The organism is Variovorax sp. YR266, from assembly GCF_900107295.1.
GTDB lineage: Bacteria > Pseudomonadota > Gammaproteobacteria > Burkholderiales > Burkholderiaceae_C > Variovorax.
In genome coordinates this window covers 181,381-196,093 of the sequence record NZ_FNPM01000005.1, presented here as the reverse complement: position 1 = coordinate 196,093, position 14,713 = coordinate 181,381, and the positions used below count along the sequence as shown (strand labels likewise).

At 66.9% G+C, this 14,713-nt stretch carries 11 protein-coding genes; 5 read left to right on the top strand and 6 right to left on the bottom strand.

Going from position 1 to position 14,713, the window contains the following annotated elements; genetic code table 11:
• Positions 1–164 precede the first annotated feature (164 nt).
• The gene (locus tag BLW48_RS15280) at positions 165–1,877 is read left to right on the top strand and encodes an acyl-CoA dehydrogenase family protein (protein WP_256330779.1); all 1,713 of its coding nucleotides are present in this window, start codon (positions 165–167) and stop codon (positions 1,875–1,877) included.
• A 9-nt stretch (positions 1,878–1,886) separates the two neighbouring features.
• Here BLW48_RS15280 and BLW48_RS15275 read toward each other — a convergent pair whose 3' ends face one another.
• Positions 1,887–3,830, bottom strand: a complete 1,944-nt coding sequence (locus BLW48_RS15275) for a sensor histidine kinase (RefSeq protein ID WP_371127551.1) — start codon at positions 3,828–3,830, stop codon at positions 1,887–1,889.
• Between the two features lie 220 nt (positions 3,831–4,050).
• Between BLW48_RS15275 and BLW48_RS15270 the strand changes: the two genes are divergently transcribed.
• The gene (locus tag BLW48_RS15270; RefSeq protein WP_093073697.1) at positions 4,051–4,719 is read left to right on the top strand and encodes a hypothetical protein; all 669 of its coding nucleotides are present in this window, start codon (positions 4,051–4,053) and stop codon (positions 4,717–4,719) included.
• Between the two features lie 43 nt (positions 4,720–4,762).
• Here the strand turns inward: BLW48_RS15270 and BLW48_RS15265 are convergent, their stop codons facing one another.
• From BLW48_RS15265 to BLW48_RS15250, 4 genes are all read right to left on the bottom strand, one after another.
• Positions 4,763–5,569: a PPK2 family polyphosphate kinase gene (locus tag BLW48_RS15265; protein WP_093175922.1), complete on the bottom strand. Its 807-nt coding sequence runs from the start codon at positions 5,567–5,569 to the stop codon at positions 4,763–4,765.
• Positions 5,570–5,633: 64 nt separating this feature from the next.
• Positions 5,634–6,071 (bottom strand): RNA-binding S4 domain-containing protein, encoded by a 438-nt coding sequence (locus tag BLW48_RS15260; RefSeq protein WP_093056422.1) that lies wholly within the window; start codon positions 6,069–6,071, stop codon positions 5,634–5,636.
• Positions 6,072–6,090: 19 nt separating this feature from the next.
• Positions 6,091–7,536, bottom strand: a complete 1,446-nt coding sequence (locus tag BLW48_RS15255; protein WP_093175920.1) for a sensor histidine kinase — start codon at positions 7,534–7,536, stop codon at positions 6,091–6,093.
• Positions 7,533–8,216 (bottom strand): response regulator transcription factor, encoded by a 684-nt coding sequence (locus tag BLW48_RS15250; RefSeq protein WP_093056424.1) that lies wholly within the window; start codon positions 8,214–8,216, stop codon positions 7,533–7,535. Before BLW48_RS15250 ends, BLW48_RS15255 begins: the two co-directional genes overlap by 4 nt.
• A gap of 136 nt (positions 8,217–8,352) precedes the next feature.
• Between BLW48_RS15250 and BLW48_RS15245 the strand changes: the two genes are divergently transcribed.
• From BLW48_RS15245 to BLW48_RS15235, 3 genes are all read left to right on the top strand, one after another.
• Complete coding sequence (locus BLW48_RS15245; RefSeq protein ID WP_093073703.1) at positions 8,353–9,312, top strand: tripartite tricarboxylate transporter substrate binding protein; 960 nt, start codon at positions 8,353–8,355, stop codon at positions 9,310–9,312.
• A 138-nt stretch (positions 9,313–9,450) separates the two neighbouring features.
• Positions 9,451–9,987: a tripartite tricarboxylate transporter TctB family protein gene (locus BLW48_RS15240; RefSeq protein ID WP_093175917.1), complete on the top strand. Its 537-nt coding sequence runs from the start codon at positions 9,451–9,453 to the stop codon at positions 9,985–9,987.
• 1 nt (position 9,988) lies between these two features.
• Complete coding sequence (locus BLW48_RS15235; RefSeq protein ID WP_093056426.1) at positions 9,989–11,512, top strand: tripartite tricarboxylate transporter permease; 1,524 nt, start codon at positions 9,989–9,991, stop codon at positions 11,510–11,512.
• Positions 11,513–11,577: 65 nt separating this feature from the next.
• Here the strand turns inward: BLW48_RS15235 and BLW48_RS15230 are convergent, their stop codons facing one another.
• Positions 11,578–14,694 (bottom strand): efflux RND transporter permease subunit, encoded by a 3,117-nt coding sequence (locus tag BLW48_RS15230; protein WP_093175913.1) that lies wholly within the window; start codon positions 14,692–14,694, stop codon positions 11,578–11,580.
• Between the last annotated feature and the right edge of the window lie 19 nt (positions 14,695–14,713).

The following is a 14,713-nucleotide window of genomic DNA, read 5'->3' as shown; positions in this document are numbered from 1 at the left end:
GGGCGGGGCGGCGCCAGGTCGCTGTAGCTTGAGCACGCAAAGACTGTGCCATTTTGTGGTCCTGGTGTGTCGGGTGCCCGGCCCGGGAAAGAACGGATTCAGGTTCACGAATCGCGAAGAATGATTCACTATGCCTGTAGCGCGGCGAACTTCTGGAGACCTTCATGAACATGCCCCTCGAAAGTACGGCTCTGGCGTTTCAGTTTCCCCTGGCCGATGGCGTCGAGACGCACAGGGTATTCAACCAGGCCAGTGCTTGCACCGGCCACAACGCATTCACAGGCGATGTGGCTCTACGAGAGCTCGTGGAGCGTCATGCGGCCTGGAGCATTCCCGATGCAACGGCGGTCGGCGCATTGGCGGGCAATGAAGAGGTGCAGGACCTTGCACGATTGGCCAACGAGCACAGTCCGCAACTGCGCACGCATGATCGGTTCGGCAATCGCCTGGACTGGGTGGAGTTTCATCCCGCGTGGCATCAACTCATGGCCCTGGGTTTCGCGCATGGCGTACCGAGCCTTGCATGGACAACCAATGAGCCGTCGGGCCATTTTGCGCGTGCGGTGCTGAGCTACCTGTGGAACCAGGTCGAGAACGGCACCGGATGCCCCACTGGCATGGCATACGCTGCCTGTGCTGGTTTTGCGGGGCGGCCGGAGTTTGCACTCTGGAGGGAGAAGACACTTTCCGGTCGCTACGACCCGCGCCGCCTGCCGCTCCCGCAGAAAACGGGCGCCGTGATCGGCTATGCCATGACCGAGAAGCAGGGCGGCTCCGACCTGCGCCAGACGCAGACCACGGCCACCTTCGTCGGAACCGAGAACGGTGCTCGCATCTACAACGTGACGGGCCACAAGTGGTTCTTTTCGGTTCCGACTTCCGACGGCTTCTACACGCTGGCTCAAACCAATTCGGGCGTGAGCTGCCTTTTCGTTCCGCGCTTCCTGCCGGACGGCAGTGCCAACCGCGTTGCCGTGCAGCGCCTGAAGGACAAGTGCGGAAACCGCTCCAACGCATCGAGCGAAGTCGAGTTCAACAAGACCTGGGCGATGCTGGTCGGCGAAGAGGGACGCGGGATCCGCGAGATCCTGTCGCATGCACACCTGACCCGCCTCGACTTTGCCGTGGGTTCTGCGGGCCTGATGCGCCAGGCACTCACGCTGGCGATCAACCACGCATCGACACGCGACGGCTTCGGTCGCCGGATGGCCGACCTGCCCATGCAGACGAATGTGCTGGCGGACCTGGCGCTGGAAAGCGAAGCGGCCATGTTGTCGGCGATGCGTGTCGCACGCGCAACCGACAGCATGGAATCGAACGAACGCGAGCGGCTTCTTGCCCGCGTGGCAACGCCCGTGGTCAAGTACTGGAACTGCCAGCGTGCGACGTACTTCGTCTACGAGGCATTGCAGGTTCACGGCGGCAACGGCTTCATCATGGAGAACCCCATCGCGCGGCTGTACCGCGAGGCGCCGCTCAATTCGATCTGGGAAGGCACGACGAACATGATGTGCATGGACGTGGTGCGCGCGCTCGGCCGCGAGAAGGGCTCGCTCGAAGTCTTTCTCGATGAAGTCTCCCAGCCGGGAGTTGCCAACGCGGCGTATGCGAAGTTCATCGCCGGCCTGCGCGACGATCTTTCTGCGGGTGCAGTCGATGAGGGCAATTCGCGCGCCATCGTGACGCGCATGGCTCTTGCGCTCCAGGCGAGCGAGATGCTCAGGCACAGCGATGGCGCGGTGGCACAGCGCTTCGTCGAGTCGCGCCTGGGCGGTAAGCACGCCGGTGTGATGGGGACTCTGGCCACTGGGGCGGATCTGCGCGGAATCGTCTCTCGCGCCGATGTGTCTGAGGCGGCGCAGTCGGTATCCATCTGAAGGCTGGCCTCAAGCCGCCTGCTTCTCCCGCTGCAACGGCAGCCACAACACGAACCGCGTTCCCGTCGGTTTGGACTCCCACTGCACCACGCCTTTGATCGCCTGCGCTCGCCGCCGCTGGTTCTGCAGGCCTCGGCCCCCCGCGGACTGATTGCCCATCACCTTCTGGACGTCGAAGCCCTGGCCGTTGTCCTCGATCGTCACCTGCACGCCCGCGCCTTCAAGCGAGGTGCCCACGCGAATTTCCGTCGCGCGCGTGTGCCGCAGGATGTTCGAGATGCTTTCCTGCACGATGCGCAGGATGTGCAGCGCACTCGACGGGTCGAGCCAGTCGAGGGCCGGCAGCTCCTGCACTTCCCACCGCAGCGAAACACCGGTGCCTTCGAGCCGCGGTTCCAGCCGGTAGCGCAGCGTGGCCAGCAGCAGCAGCAGGTCGGCCTCGATCGGCTCCAGCGAGTCGAGCGTGAGCTTCAGGTCGTCCAGGCAGCTCTTGAGAATCTGCGAGACCTTGTCGTCGCTCATGCCGCCGCCTTCGACCGAGCGGATGGCGCTGATCAGCGAAGAGCCGAGGCCGTCGTGCATGTCCTGCATCAGGCGCTGGCGTTCGTCGCTGATGGTCTGCAGGCGCTCGACCTCGCGCAGCCGCCGGTGGCTGAGCTCGAGTTCGGCCTCGCGCTTCTGCAGGCGCTGCGCAAGGCTCGCATTGAGCTGCTCGACTTCGCCGATGGCGTGCATGTAGCGGCGGTACATCAGCGCGCCGAAAACGCTGAAGGTGACGGCGTTGGTGTACGCCCCCAGATACCAGCCTTCGGGGCTGATGAAGTTGTTCTGCAGCAGCCAGTCGGTCATGCCCAGCAGCACGCAGATGCCGATGCCGACCGCGACCAGCCGGCCTTCGGTGGAGCGGCGCCATGCGCTGACGCTACCCACCAGGCAGACCAGCGTGCCCATCAGCGCCGCGACAGCGTAGATCAGGGGCGTTACCTGCGGCGTGTTCTGCACGATGTTCAAGCCGGGCAGGGTGACGAGGCCGATGGTGGTGGTCGCCACGACCACGCTGACGGTCAGCCACTTGAGCTGCAGGCCGTGCAGCTGGCGCAGGAAGAAGTGCACCACCATCACCAGCCAGAAGAGCGAGTTGACGGTCAGCCACGCGAACCAGTCATTGGCGACGGGCAGGCTCACGTAGAAGTGCAGGCCCCGCATGAAGGAAGTGGCCGCGAGGTTGAAGAACAGCAGGTAGCCCGTCTCGTCGCGGCGCCTGAACCACACGAACAGCGCGAACACGCCCACGGCCATGAATGCCGCGCCGAGCATCGCGGGCAGCTCCTGCTGCAGCCACTGGCGCATGCCATGGCGCCCCCTGAGTGCGTCGATGGGGCCGATCCACAGCGACGACAGCGCCACCTGGGCGTTGCGGGTGTGCTCCAGGCGCAGGAGGATCTCGCTGGGCGGCTTGCTGTCGGCACTGTTGTCCAGCTGGACCCACAGCGGAGTGCGGGTGCTGTTCCACAGCGGGCCCGACTGCTGCGCGCGATGGACCAGTTGCCCGTCGGCATAGACCGCGATGGTGCCGTCGGTCTTGATCCGGATGCCGTACAACGCCAGCGGCCCGGCGTCGGGCGGCAGGCCGCGCGTGGACAGCCTGATCCAGGTCGTGCGCGTCGTCCTGGTGGAGGAGGCCTCCGCCTGGCGCAGCAGCGCGATGGGAAGGGCCAGGGGCAGTTCGACCCGCTTCCAGGTGTCCGGCAGGGCGCCGCTGTCCTGCTTCAACGGCGGAGTGCTGAAGCCCGAGGCTTCGTCGACCTGCCAGTCGGCGCGCGTCAGGTGCAGCAGCGAGTCGGACTGCTGCAAGCCGGCCGTCCCGCCCAGGAAGGCACCGATGGCGCCCAGCAGTGCCATCGACAGGACGAGCACCACGTTGGCGAAGAAGGGTGCGGGACGGTAGTTCAAGGGGTGTTCGGATGAGTCGCGCCCAAAGCTGATGCGGCAGCGCTTATGTAACCTATTTTCTCATTCTGTAACCATGCGCGCGATGTTGCTCGCCCAGGGCTTCTCGGTATGGCCCCACTGATCCAGGTCGGCCGTAGTGCATTCACGACAAATGCGGTTCAAGAGTAACTATATGTATGGTTAAATCCCCGCAACTATCGCGAAGAAGACGAGGGATTGCATGAAGCTGCTGCTGAGCATTGCGTTCGCTGCCGTGGCCCTGGCCGGTTGCGCCAGCGCACCGACTACACCCACCGAGCCCGGAACGGGCAGGGGCACTTCCTATGTGCCCATGGTCGCCATGGAGGGCGTGGACAAGGTGCGCTACGACAACGACGTGGCCGAATGCCGCACGGCGTCGAACCGCATCACGGCGCGCAGCGAAACCGGCGACGCCATGTGGGGCGCGCTGGGCGTCGGCCTGATCACGGTGTACGGGCAGGGCATCGTCGCCGCGGCGTCGTACACCGGCATCACCGCCGCCGTCATCGACTGGAACGGCCGTCCCGACTCGGAGCTGATTGCCGAGCACCAGCAGATCGCCATCGTGCATTGCATGGCCAAGCGCGGCTATCGCAACCTCGACCCCAACGTGCGCGACTCGTTCTATGGCAACACCTTCGACCCCGGCGTCGTCATGAAGCCGCGCCGCACCGGCGTCGATACCTACAACGTCGAAACGCTGGCCAAGGCCGGCCGCTGCAACCTTCAGCCGCGCGCCGAACTCACGGCCAAGGGCCCCGGCTACGAAACCTACAACGTGCCTTGTGACAACGGCGGAACATGGGCGGTGCGCTGCGAGTTCGGTAAGTGCCGCGTGCTGGCGCAGGCGTTGATCCGCCGCTCCTGAGCTTTCGATGGGCCCGCGAGGGCCCTGCCTGCTCAGCCGTCGCTCACTTGACGATCATTCCCTTGAGCGCCGGGTCCGGCGGCGGAGCCTTGAGCTTCATCTGACGCATCGTCTTCACCAGCAGCTGCGCGATCATCACGTTGCGGTGCCGCTTGCTGTTGGCTGGCACCACGTACCACGGCGCATGGTCGGTCGAGGTGGCGCCCAGCGCGTTCTGGTAGGCCTGCTGGTAGGCGCTCCACTTGGTGCGGACCTCCAGGTCGTCCATGCTGAACTTCCATTGCTTGCCGGGCGTGTCGATGCGGGCCTGCAGGCGTTCGCGCTGCTCGTCCTTGTCGATGTGGAGCATGCACTTGACCACCACCGTGCCGGTCTCGGTGAGCAGCCGCTCGAAGTCGTTGATCTGCGCGTAGCGGCGTTTTGCCTCGGCCTTGTCGATCCAGCCTTCGACCACGGGCACCAGCACGTCTTCGTAGTGGCTGCGGTTCCACACCATGATCTCCCCGGTGCGCGGCACGACGGCGTGGCAGCGCCAGAGGTAGTCGCGCGCGCGTTCGTCCACGGTCGGTGCCTTGAAGGCCGATACGCGCACGCCCAGCGGCGAGGTGCGCGAGAACACCCAGCGCACGGTGCCGTCCTTGCCGCTGGTGTCCATGCCCTGCAGCACCAGCAGCAGCTTGCGCCGTCCCTCCGCGTGCAGCAGGTCCTGCAGCTCGTCGAGCTCGACGGCCAGCGCATCGACTTCGGCGCGCTGGGAGGCTTCGTCGCCCTCGCAGAAGGGCGTGTCGCCGGGGTCGATGTGCGAGAGCTTGAACTTGCCGCTGACGCGGTATTTCTTGAAGCTGGCCATGAAGCGGGACTCCGTGAAGAACAACGAAGCCGACAGCGTAAGCGATCGACCCGACGGATGGTCGTCAGCGGTCGTCGTCTTCAGGGGGCAGCGAGGCGCTCCAGCGGTTGTCCCAATCGGCATGCTGGCGCACTGCGCCGTCGAGATCGCGCCGGTCGCGCTTGGTGGGGCGGCCCTGCTCGATGGCCAGCGCCGGTTCGCTGCCCATGCGGCGCAGCTCCCGGAACGCGGCCTGCGCCGCCACGCTTTCGGCTGTTTCCTCGTAGAGCTGCTGCGCGACCGGTGCCGGTCCGCGCTGGCCGCTGAGGCCGAGCACCTTCACGGTTCGCGTCAGCGGGCCCATGCGCATGGCCACGGTGTCGCCCGCCTTGACCTCGCGCGAGGCCTTGGCGACGTCGCCGTTCACCTGCACGCGGTTCTTGCCGATTTCCTCCGCGGCCAGCGAGCGCGTCTTGAAGAAGCGGGCGGCCCAGAGCCATTTGTCGATGCGCAGACGGTCCATGGAGTGTCGGAAGTGGATTTCAGGAATTGTGCCGTGAGAGCGGCACCGACGACAGCGGCAGGCGCACGACGGCGTCGAGCCCGATCACCCGTTCGGCGCCGTCCTCCACGGCCAGCGCACTGCGGTTGTCGAGGCTGATGCGCCCGCCGAGCGCCAGCACGATCTCGCGGCAGATCGCCAGCCCCAGCCCCGAGCCGCTCGACGTGCTGCCGGCGGAGAAGGGCGCGAACAGGCGCTGCCGCAGCTCGGGCGAGATGCCGGGGCCGCTGTCGCGCACCGTGAGCACCGCGTCCCCGCCTTCGGAGCGCACCGAGACCGACAGCGCAGCGCCCGCGGGGCTCTGCTTGATCGCGTTGTGCAGCAGGTTGCGCGTGAGCTCCTGCAGCATCCAGTGATGGGCCTGCACCGGCACGGGCTCGTCGATGGCGAGTTCGAAGTCGAGCGCCTTGTCGGCCACCAGCGGCGACAGGTCGAGCGCGATCTGCCGGGCCACCTCGCCGAAGTCGAGCGTTACCGACTCCGGCTGCTGGCGCAGTTGCTCCACCTTGGCGAGCGACAGCATCTGGTTGGCCAGCGTGGTCGCGCGCTCCACCGTGTGGCTGATCTCGCCCAGCGCCTGCTCGGGCGCCACGTCGCCGCGCTGCGCCGACTGCACCTGCGCCTTCAGCACGGCCAGCGGCGTGCGCAGCTGGTGGGCGCTGTCGCGCACGAAGCGCTTCTGGTGGTCGAGCAGCTGCTGCAGCCGGCCCATGACCTGCGTGGTGGCGTCGATCAGCGGCCGCAGCTCGCGCGGCGCATCGGGCGCATCGATGGGCGAGAGGTCGTCGGCCTGGCGCTTCTCGATGGCTTCGCCCAACTCGCGCACCGACCGCGTGGCGCGCTGCACCACGAACACGGTGACCAGCGCGATCACGCCCATCAGCAGCAGCTGGCGCCACAGCGTGTCGATCAGCAGCTTGCGCACCAGTGTCTCGCGCAGCTCCAGCGTCTCGGCCACCTGCACCACGGCCATGCCGCGGCCGGTTGCGCTTGCCACCGGCTGCAGCAGCACCGCGACGCGCACCGGCTGGTTGCGGAACTGCGCGTCGTAGAAGTCGACCAGCGCCGCATACGCGCTGCGGTCCGGAATGCGGCCGCGCCAGAACGGCAGCTCGGCAAAGCCCGAGATCATTTCACCGTCGAGCGCCGAGACCCGGTAGAACAGCCGGCTGCGGTTGTCGGCCTCGAAGGCCTCGAGCGCGGAATAGGGCACGATGGCCCGCAGCTGCGCCAGGTCGTCGTAGCCCTCCACGTCGAGCTGTTCGCCGATGGTCTTGGCCGAGGCGAGCAGCGTGCGGTCGTAGGCCGTGGTGGCGGCCGCGAGGCTCTGGCGGTACAGGCTCACGCTGTTGATCACGATGAACACCGCAATCGGCGCAAGGATGCCGAGCAGCAGCCGCGCACGAAGCGAGGAGACGCGGGTCATGCCTCGGGGCGCAATAGATAGCCGAGGCCGCGCATGGTCATCAGCACCGCGCCGGTGCCCGCGAGCTTCTTGCGCAGGCGGTACACCACCACCTCGATAGCCTCGTACTGCACCTCGGTCTCGCCCGGAAACACCAGCTCGAACAGGCGCTCCTTGGTCACGGCGTGGCCCGGCTTCATCATCAGCGCCTTCAGCAGCGCCAGCTCGCGCGGCGTGAGTTCGAGCAGTTCGGCGCGGTTGTAGATGGCGCCGTTGTCGGGCTCGAAGCGCAGCCCGCCTATCTCCTGCGGGTTGAGCCCCGCGTCCGGTCCGGCAACGCCGTGGCTGCGCCGGCGCAGCGCGCGAATGCGGGCTTCGAGTTCGTCGAGGTCGAAGGGCTTGGGCAGGTAGTCGTCGGCACCGGCGTTCAGGCCGACGATGCGGTCGCCGACCGTGCCGCGCGCCGTCAGCAGCAGCACCGGCGTGCGCAGGCCCTCGGCGCGGGCCTGGGCCAGCACCTGCAGGCCGTCGAGGTTGGGCAGGCTCAGGTCGAGGGCGACCACGTCGGGCTCGATGGCGCGCCACTGGGCGACGGCTTCGGCCCCGTCGCCGCAGACGCGCACGTCGATCCGGCGGCGCCCGAGGGTTCGCTGCAGGGTGATTTGCATCGAGGGGTCGTCTTCGACCAGCAGCAGCTTCATACGGTGGCGGCGGGCGTGTTTACTTTGGTGTTTTCCCCAGTCTGGCGGACAGCCAACTGACAGCAGGGCGGCGCATGATAGCGCTCAGCTAAAAGTCAGCTTCCTTTCAAGTTCCTTCCAATTCCAGGAGACACGCATGCGTCGCGACACCTTTCTGAAGTCTTTGGCCGCACTGGCCGCCGCCGGAGCGCTGCCGCTCTCGGCACGTGCTGCAGCCAACGTCAAGATGATGATCCCCGCCAACCCGGGCGGCGGCTGGGACACCACCGGCCGTGCGCTGGGCAAGGCGCTGAGCGACGCCAAGGTGGCCGACACCGTCACCTACGACAACAAGGGCGGCGCTGCCGGCGCGCTGGGCCTGGCCCAGTTCGTGAACGGCTCCAAGGGCGACGCCAACGCGCTGATGGTCATGGGCTCGGTCATGCTGGGCGGCATCATCACCGGCAAGCCGCCGGTCAAGCTCGAGCAGGCCACGCCCATTGCGCGCCTGACCACCGAATACAACGTGTTCGTGCTGCCGGCCAATTCGCCGCTCAAGACCATGAAGGACGTGGTCGACCAACTCAAGAAGGACCCGGGCAGCGTGAAGTGGGGCGGCGGTTCGCGCGGGTCCACCGAGCACATCGCCGCGGCCATGATTGCGCAGAAGGTGGGCGCCGATCCTTCCAAGATCAACTATGTGGCATTCCGCGGAGGCGGTGAAGCCACCGCCGCCATCCTGGGCGGCAACGTCACCGTCGGCGGCAGCGGCTACAGCGAATTCGCCGAATACATCGCCGCCGGCAAGATGAAGGCCATTGCCGTCACCTCCGCGCAGCGCCTGCCGGGCATCAACGTGCCCACGCTGAAGGAGCAGGGCATCGACGTCGAAATCGGCAACTGGCGCGGCGTGTACGGCGCCCCCGGCATCTCGGCCGAGCAGCGCAAGGCGCTGACCGACATGGTGCTGGCCGCCATGAAGAGCGCGTCGTGGGCCGAATCGCTCAAGAAGAACGACTGGACGCCGGCCGTGCTGTCGGGCGAAGCTTTTGCCAAGTTCGTCGACGACGACTTCGCCAGCCTGCGCGCCATCATGACGAAATCCGGCATGGTCTGAAATCGGCTCGCCCCCAGGCTGCGCGCACTTCGTGTCGCGCGCGCCAACCCCCTACCGGGGGCAACACCTGCGGCCCGGCAAAGCCGGTTCCGCGGTGTTTCTGGAAGGGGCACCCGTACTCCCACTCCAGGACAAAAAATGACAACTCCAGAATCCTCGGCCCCTGCGCAACCCGCGGCCACTTGGCCGCAAACCCTGGTCGGCGTCGGCGTGCTGCTGACCGGCCTGGCGCTGGCCTTCGGCGCCATCGGCATTTCTTCCGAAGCCGGCTACGGCGGCGTCGGCCCCAACTTCCTGCCCTGGCTGGTGTCCGTGGTGCTCGTGCTGTGCGGCGGGTGGATCCTGTGGGAGGCACGCACCGGCGGCTTCCGCGAGCTCGATGCGCCCTCGGGCGCGGAGCATGCCTACTGGCCTGGCTTTGTCTGGGTGTCGGCGGGGCTGCTGCTCAACGCGGCGCTCATCACCACGCTCGGCTTCATCCTGAGTTGCACGCTGTGCTACCTGCTGGCCGTGCAGGGCCTGCGCCGCGCCAGCGGACAGGGCGGCGTCAACTCACCGCGCACCTGGCTCATCGACATCGTCACAGGCGCGCTGATCGCGGCCCCGGTGTTCTGGATGTTCACGCAATTCCTGGCCATCAACCTGCCTGGCCTCACTTCCACCGGGTGGTTCTGACATGGAAATCTTCAACGCACTCATGGCGGGTTTCGCCACGGCGATCACCCCGATCAATCTGCTCTGGTGCCTCGTCGGCTGCGCCCTGGGCACGGCCGTGGGCGTGCTGCCCGGCATCGGCCCGGCCGTGGCGGTGGCCATGCTGCTGCCCATCACCGGCAAGGTCGACATCACGGCCTCGATGATCTTCTTCTCGGGCATCTACTACGGCGCCATGTACGGCGGCTCGACCACCTCCATCCTGCTGAACACGCCCGGCGAAACCGCGAGCATGGTGACGGCGATGGAGGGCAACAAGATGGCCAAGAGCGGAAGGGCGGGCGCGGCGCTCGCAACGGCCGCCATCGGCTCTTTCGTGGCCGGCACCATTGCCACCGTCATCGTCACGCTGTTCGCGCCCTTTGTGGCCGAGTTTGCGGTCAAGCTCGGCCCGCCCGAGTACTTCCTGCTCATGCTGCTGGCCTTCACCACCGTGAGCGCGGTGCTCGGCAAGAGCACGCTGCGCGGCATGACGGCGCTGTTCGTCGGCCTGGCGGCCGGCTGCGTCGGGCTCGACCAGATCTCGGGCCAGGGCCGCTACACCGGCGGCGTGCCTGAGCTGCTCGACGGCATCGAGATCGTGCTGGTGGCCGTGGGCCTGTTCGCCGTGGCCGAAGTGCTGTACGCCGTGCTGTATGAAGGCAAGGTGGTCGAGGGCCAGAACAAGCTCAGCCGCGTGCACATGACCAAGCGCGACTGGAGGCGATCCATTCCCGCCTGGCTGCGCGGCACTGCCATCGGCACGCCCTTCGGCTGCATTCCGGCCGGCGGCACCGAGATTCCGACTTTCCTGAGCTATGCGATGGAAAAGAAGCTCGCCAAGGACAAGGACGCCAAGGCCGAGTTCGGCACCACCGGTGCCATCGAAGGCGTGGCCGGCCCCGAGGCTGCCAACAACGCCACGGTGACGGCCGCGTTGATTCCGCTGCTCACGCTCGGCATTCCGACCTCGAACACCACCGCCATCCTGCTGGGCGCGTTCCAGAACTACGGCATCCAGCCGGGCCCGCAACTCTTCACCACCTCGGCCGCGCTGGTGTGGGCGCTGATCGCCTCGCTCTACATCGGCAACGTGATGCTGCTGGTGCTGAACCTGCCGATGGTCGGCCTCTGGGTCAAGCTGCTGAAGATTCCGAAGCCCCAGCTCTACGCCGGCATCCTGATCTTCGCGACGGTGGGTGCCTACGGCATGCGCCAGAGCGGGTTCGACCTGTTTCTGCTGTACGCCATCGGCCTGCTGGGCGTGGTGATGCGTCGCTTCGACTTTCCGACCGCGCCAGTGGTGGTCGGCATGATCCTCGGCCCGCTCGCCGAAGCGCAACTGCGCAACGCCATGTCGATCGGCGAAGGCAGCGCAGTGGTGTTCTTCCAGCGCCCGATGTCGATCGCGCTGGTCGTCATCGTGGTGGCCGTGCTGGTGCTTCCGCGCCTGGCCAAGCGCATGAGCGAACGCAAGCTGAAGCGGCTGGCACAGCTGGACGCCTGATCTTCCTTGGGGCAAAAAAAAAGCTGCGGCAATGCCGCAGCTTTTTTTATTTCCGCCGGGGCGCCCTACCGCCCCGCCGCAGGCGTCTCGACCAGGTCGTCGTCGATATGCGGATCCGCCGGCTGCCCGCGCAGCTTGCGCACGGTGCGACGAATCCAGTGCTCGATGTCGTCGATGTAGGTGAACACGGCAGGCACAACCAGCAGGCTCAGCACCGTCGAGGTGATCAGCCCCCCGATCACCGCCATCGCCATCGGAGAGCGGAAGCTCGAATCCGCCGCGCCGAAGCCGACCGCGATCGGCAGCATGCCCGCGCCCATGGCGAGCGTGGTCATGATGATGGGCCGCGCGCGCTTGTGGCAGGCGTCGCGTAGCGCGTCCCAGCGGCTCATGCCGTGGTCGCGGCGCGCCACGATGGCGTACTCCACCAGAAGAATCGAGTTCTTGGTGGCAATGCCCATCAGCATGATGAGCCCGATCAGCGAGGGCATCGACAGCGCCTTCTGCCCGATCAGCAGCCCCACGAATGCACCGCCCAGGGCCAGCGGCAGCGCGCACAAGATGGTGACCGGGTGCAGGAAGTCCTTGAACAGCAGCACCAGCACGATGTAGATGCACAGCACGCCCGTCAGCATCGCGAGCCCGAAGCTCGCGAACAGCTCGGTCATGACTTCCGCGTCGCCTATCTCGGCGATGCGCACGCCCGGTGGCAGGTTCACGATCGACGGCAGCTTCGTCACCGCGTCCTTGGCGTCGCCCAGGCCCACGCCCGACAGCTCGATCTCGAAGTTCACGTTGCGCGAGCGGTCGTAGCGGTCGATGACGGCCGGGCCGCCTTCCATCGTGAGCGAGGCCACCTGGTTCAGCATGACCGGGCCGCGCGTGCCTGGCACTGCCAGGCGTCCGAGCAGGTCGATGTCTTTTCGCGCCGAGTCTTCCAGTTTCACCACGATCGGCACCTGCCGCTGCGCGAGGTTGAGCTTGGCCAGCGACTGGTCGTAGTCGCCCAGAGTGGCCACGCGCAACGTTTCGGCAATGGCGGAGCTGGTCACGCCCAGGTCGGCGGCGCGTGCGAAGTCGGGGCGCACGGCAATTTCTGGGCGGATCAGGCTCGCGGTGGAGGTGATGTTGCCCAGGCCAGGAATGGTGCGCAGGTCTTTCTCGACCGCGCTGGCTGCGCTGGCCAGCGCCACCGGGTCTTCGCCGGTCAGCGCCAGGATGTACTTCTCGCCCGAGCCGCCGAGGCCCACGGTGCTGCGCACGCCGGGCAGTGTTTCGAGTGCGGCGCGAATCTGGTTTTCGATCACCTGCTTGCGCGGCCGGTCGCCGCGCTCATCGAGCTTGATGGTGAGCGTGGCCTTGCGCGTCTCGGGCGTGCCGAAGTTCGCGAACGGGTCGCCGCCCGCACTGCCGCCGGCCACCGTGGTGTAGACGCTCTTCACGTGGTTGATCTGCATCACGCGGTTGCGGGTTTCCTCGGCGGCTGCAGTGGTCTGTGCCAGCGTGGAGCCGGGCGCGAGCGACAGGTAGATCTGCGTCTGCGAGTTGTCGTCCGGCGGAATGAAGCCGGTCTTGAGCAGCGGGATCATCGCCAGCGAGCCGAAGAAGAAGAGGGTGGCCAGCACCATCGTCTTGAAGCGGTTGTGCGTGCTCCACTCCACCGCGCGCATGTACCAGCGCAGCCAGCCGGGTTCCTTCTCGGCGCCGACGACGGGCTTCAGGATGTAGGCCGCCATCATGGGCGTGAGCACCCGCGCGACCACCAGCGAGGCGAACACCGCGAGCGATGCCGTCCAGCCGAACTGCTTGAAGAACTTGCCAGCCACGCCGCTCATGAAGGCCGTGGGGAGGAACACCGCGATCAGCGTGAAGGTGGTGGCGATCACGGCCAGGCCGATTTCATCCGCCGCCTCCATGGCCGCCTGGTAGGGCGACTTGCCCATGCGCAGGTGGCGCACGATGTTCTCGACCTCCACGATCGCGTCGTCCACCAATATGCCGACCACCAGCGACAGCGCGAGCAGCGAGATCACGTTGACCGAGAAGCCCAGCAGGTGCATGCCGATGAACGCCGGAATCACCGACATCGGCAGCGCAATCGCCGAGACAAAGGTCGCGCGCCAATCGCGCAGGAACAGCCACACCACGATCACCGCCAGGATGGCGCCCTCGTACAGCAGGTGCAGCGAGCCGTTGTATTCCTCTTCCACCGGGTCGACGAAGTTGAAGGCCTCGGTCAGCTCGATCTCGGGGCGTTGCGCGCGCATGTCGGCCAGCGCCTTCTGCACCGCGTGGCCCACTTCCACTTCGCTGGCGCCGCGGCTGCGCGCCACTTCGAAGCCCACCACCGGCTTGCCGTTGAGCAGCGCGGCCGCGCGCGGCTCGGCGATGGTGTCGCTCACGCGCGCCACCTGGTCGAGGCGGATGCGCCGGCCGTCGGTCAGCACGATCTGCATGTCGGCGAGCTGGTCGGCCGACTTCACGGTGGCCATGGTGCGCACCGGCTGTTCGCTGCCGCCAAGGTCGAAACGGCCCCCAGCGCTTTCGGTCTGCACCTGGCGCAGCTGGCGCGAGATGTCGGCCGCCGAGGCGCCCAGCGCCTGCAGCTTGCTCGGGTCGAGGTCGATGTGCACCTGGCGCGTGACGCCGCCCACGCGGTTCACCGCGCCCACGCCGGGCAGCGCGAGCAGCTTCTTGGTGACGTCGTTGTCGACGAACCAGCTCAGTGCCTCGCTGTCCATGGCCGACGAGGCAATGGTGAAGGCCAGCACCGGCTGGGCCGCGAAGTCGAGCTTGGTGACGACCGGGTCGCGCACGTCGGCCGGCAGGTCGGCGCGCACGCGCTGCACCGCGGAGCGCACGTCGTCCACGGCTTCCTGCACCGGCTTCTCGAGGCGGAATTCGACGATCAGCGTGGCGGCGCCGTCCTGCACCTTGGTGGTGATGTGCTTCAGGCCCTGCACCGTGGCAATGGAGTTCTCGAGCTTGCGCGCGACGTCGGTCTCAAGCTGCGAAGGCGCGGCGCCGGGCAGCGACGCCGAGACCGTCACGGTCGGCAGGTCGATGTCCGGAAAGTTCTGCACCTTCATCGCGTTGAACGACAGCAACCCACCGAAGGTGAGCAGCACGAACAGCATCACCGCCGGAATCGGGTTGCGTATGGACCAGGCGGAAACGTTCATGGGCGTGTTCCTTTGAATT

What these genes read in the sequence shown, in the direction of transcription:
- BLW48_RS15280 (WP_256330779.1), top strand. Translation starts at nt 165, where the DNA reads ATGAACATGCCCCTCGAAAGTACGGCTCTGGCGTTTCAGTTTCCCCTG.
- BLW48_RS15270 (WP_093073697.1), top strand. Translation starts at nt 4,051, where the DNA reads ATGAAGCTGCTGCTGAGCATTGCGTTCGCTGCCGTGGCCCTGGCCGGT.
- BLW48_RS15265 (WP_093175922.1), bottom strand. Translation starts at nt 5,569, where the DNA reads ATGGCCAGCTTCAAGAAATACCGCGTCAGCGGCAAGTTCAAGCTCTCG.
- BLW48_RS15260 (WP_093056422.1), bottom strand. Translation starts at nt 6,071, where the DNA reads ATGGACCGTCTGCGCATCGACAAATGGCTCTGGGCCGCCCGCTTCTTC.
- BLW48_RS15255 (WP_093175920.1), bottom strand. Translation starts at nt 7,536, where the DNA reads ATGACCCGCGTCTCCTCGCTTCGTGCGCGGCTGCTGCTCGGCATCCTT.
- BLW48_RS15250 (WP_093056424.1), bottom strand. Translation starts at nt 8,216, where the DNA reads ATGAAGCTGCTGCTGGTCGAAGACGACCCCTCGATGCAAATCACCCTG.
- BLW48_RS15245 (WP_093073703.1), top strand. Translation starts at nt 8,353, where the DNA reads ATGCGTCGCGACACCTTTCTGAAGTCTTTGGCCGCACTGGCCGCCGCC.
- BLW48_RS15240 (WP_093175917.1), top strand. Translation starts at nt 9,451, where the DNA reads ATGACAACTCCAGAATCCTCGGCCCCTGCGCAACCCGCGGCCACTTGG.
- BLW48_RS15235 (WP_093056426.1), top strand. Translation starts at nt 9,989, where the DNA reads ATGGAAATCTTCAACGCACTCATGGCGGGTTTCGCCACGGCGATCACC.
- BLW48_RS15230 (WP_093175913.1), bottom strand. Translation starts at nt 14,694, where the DNA reads ATGAACGTTTCCGCCTGGTCCATACGCAACCCGATTCCGGCGGTGATG.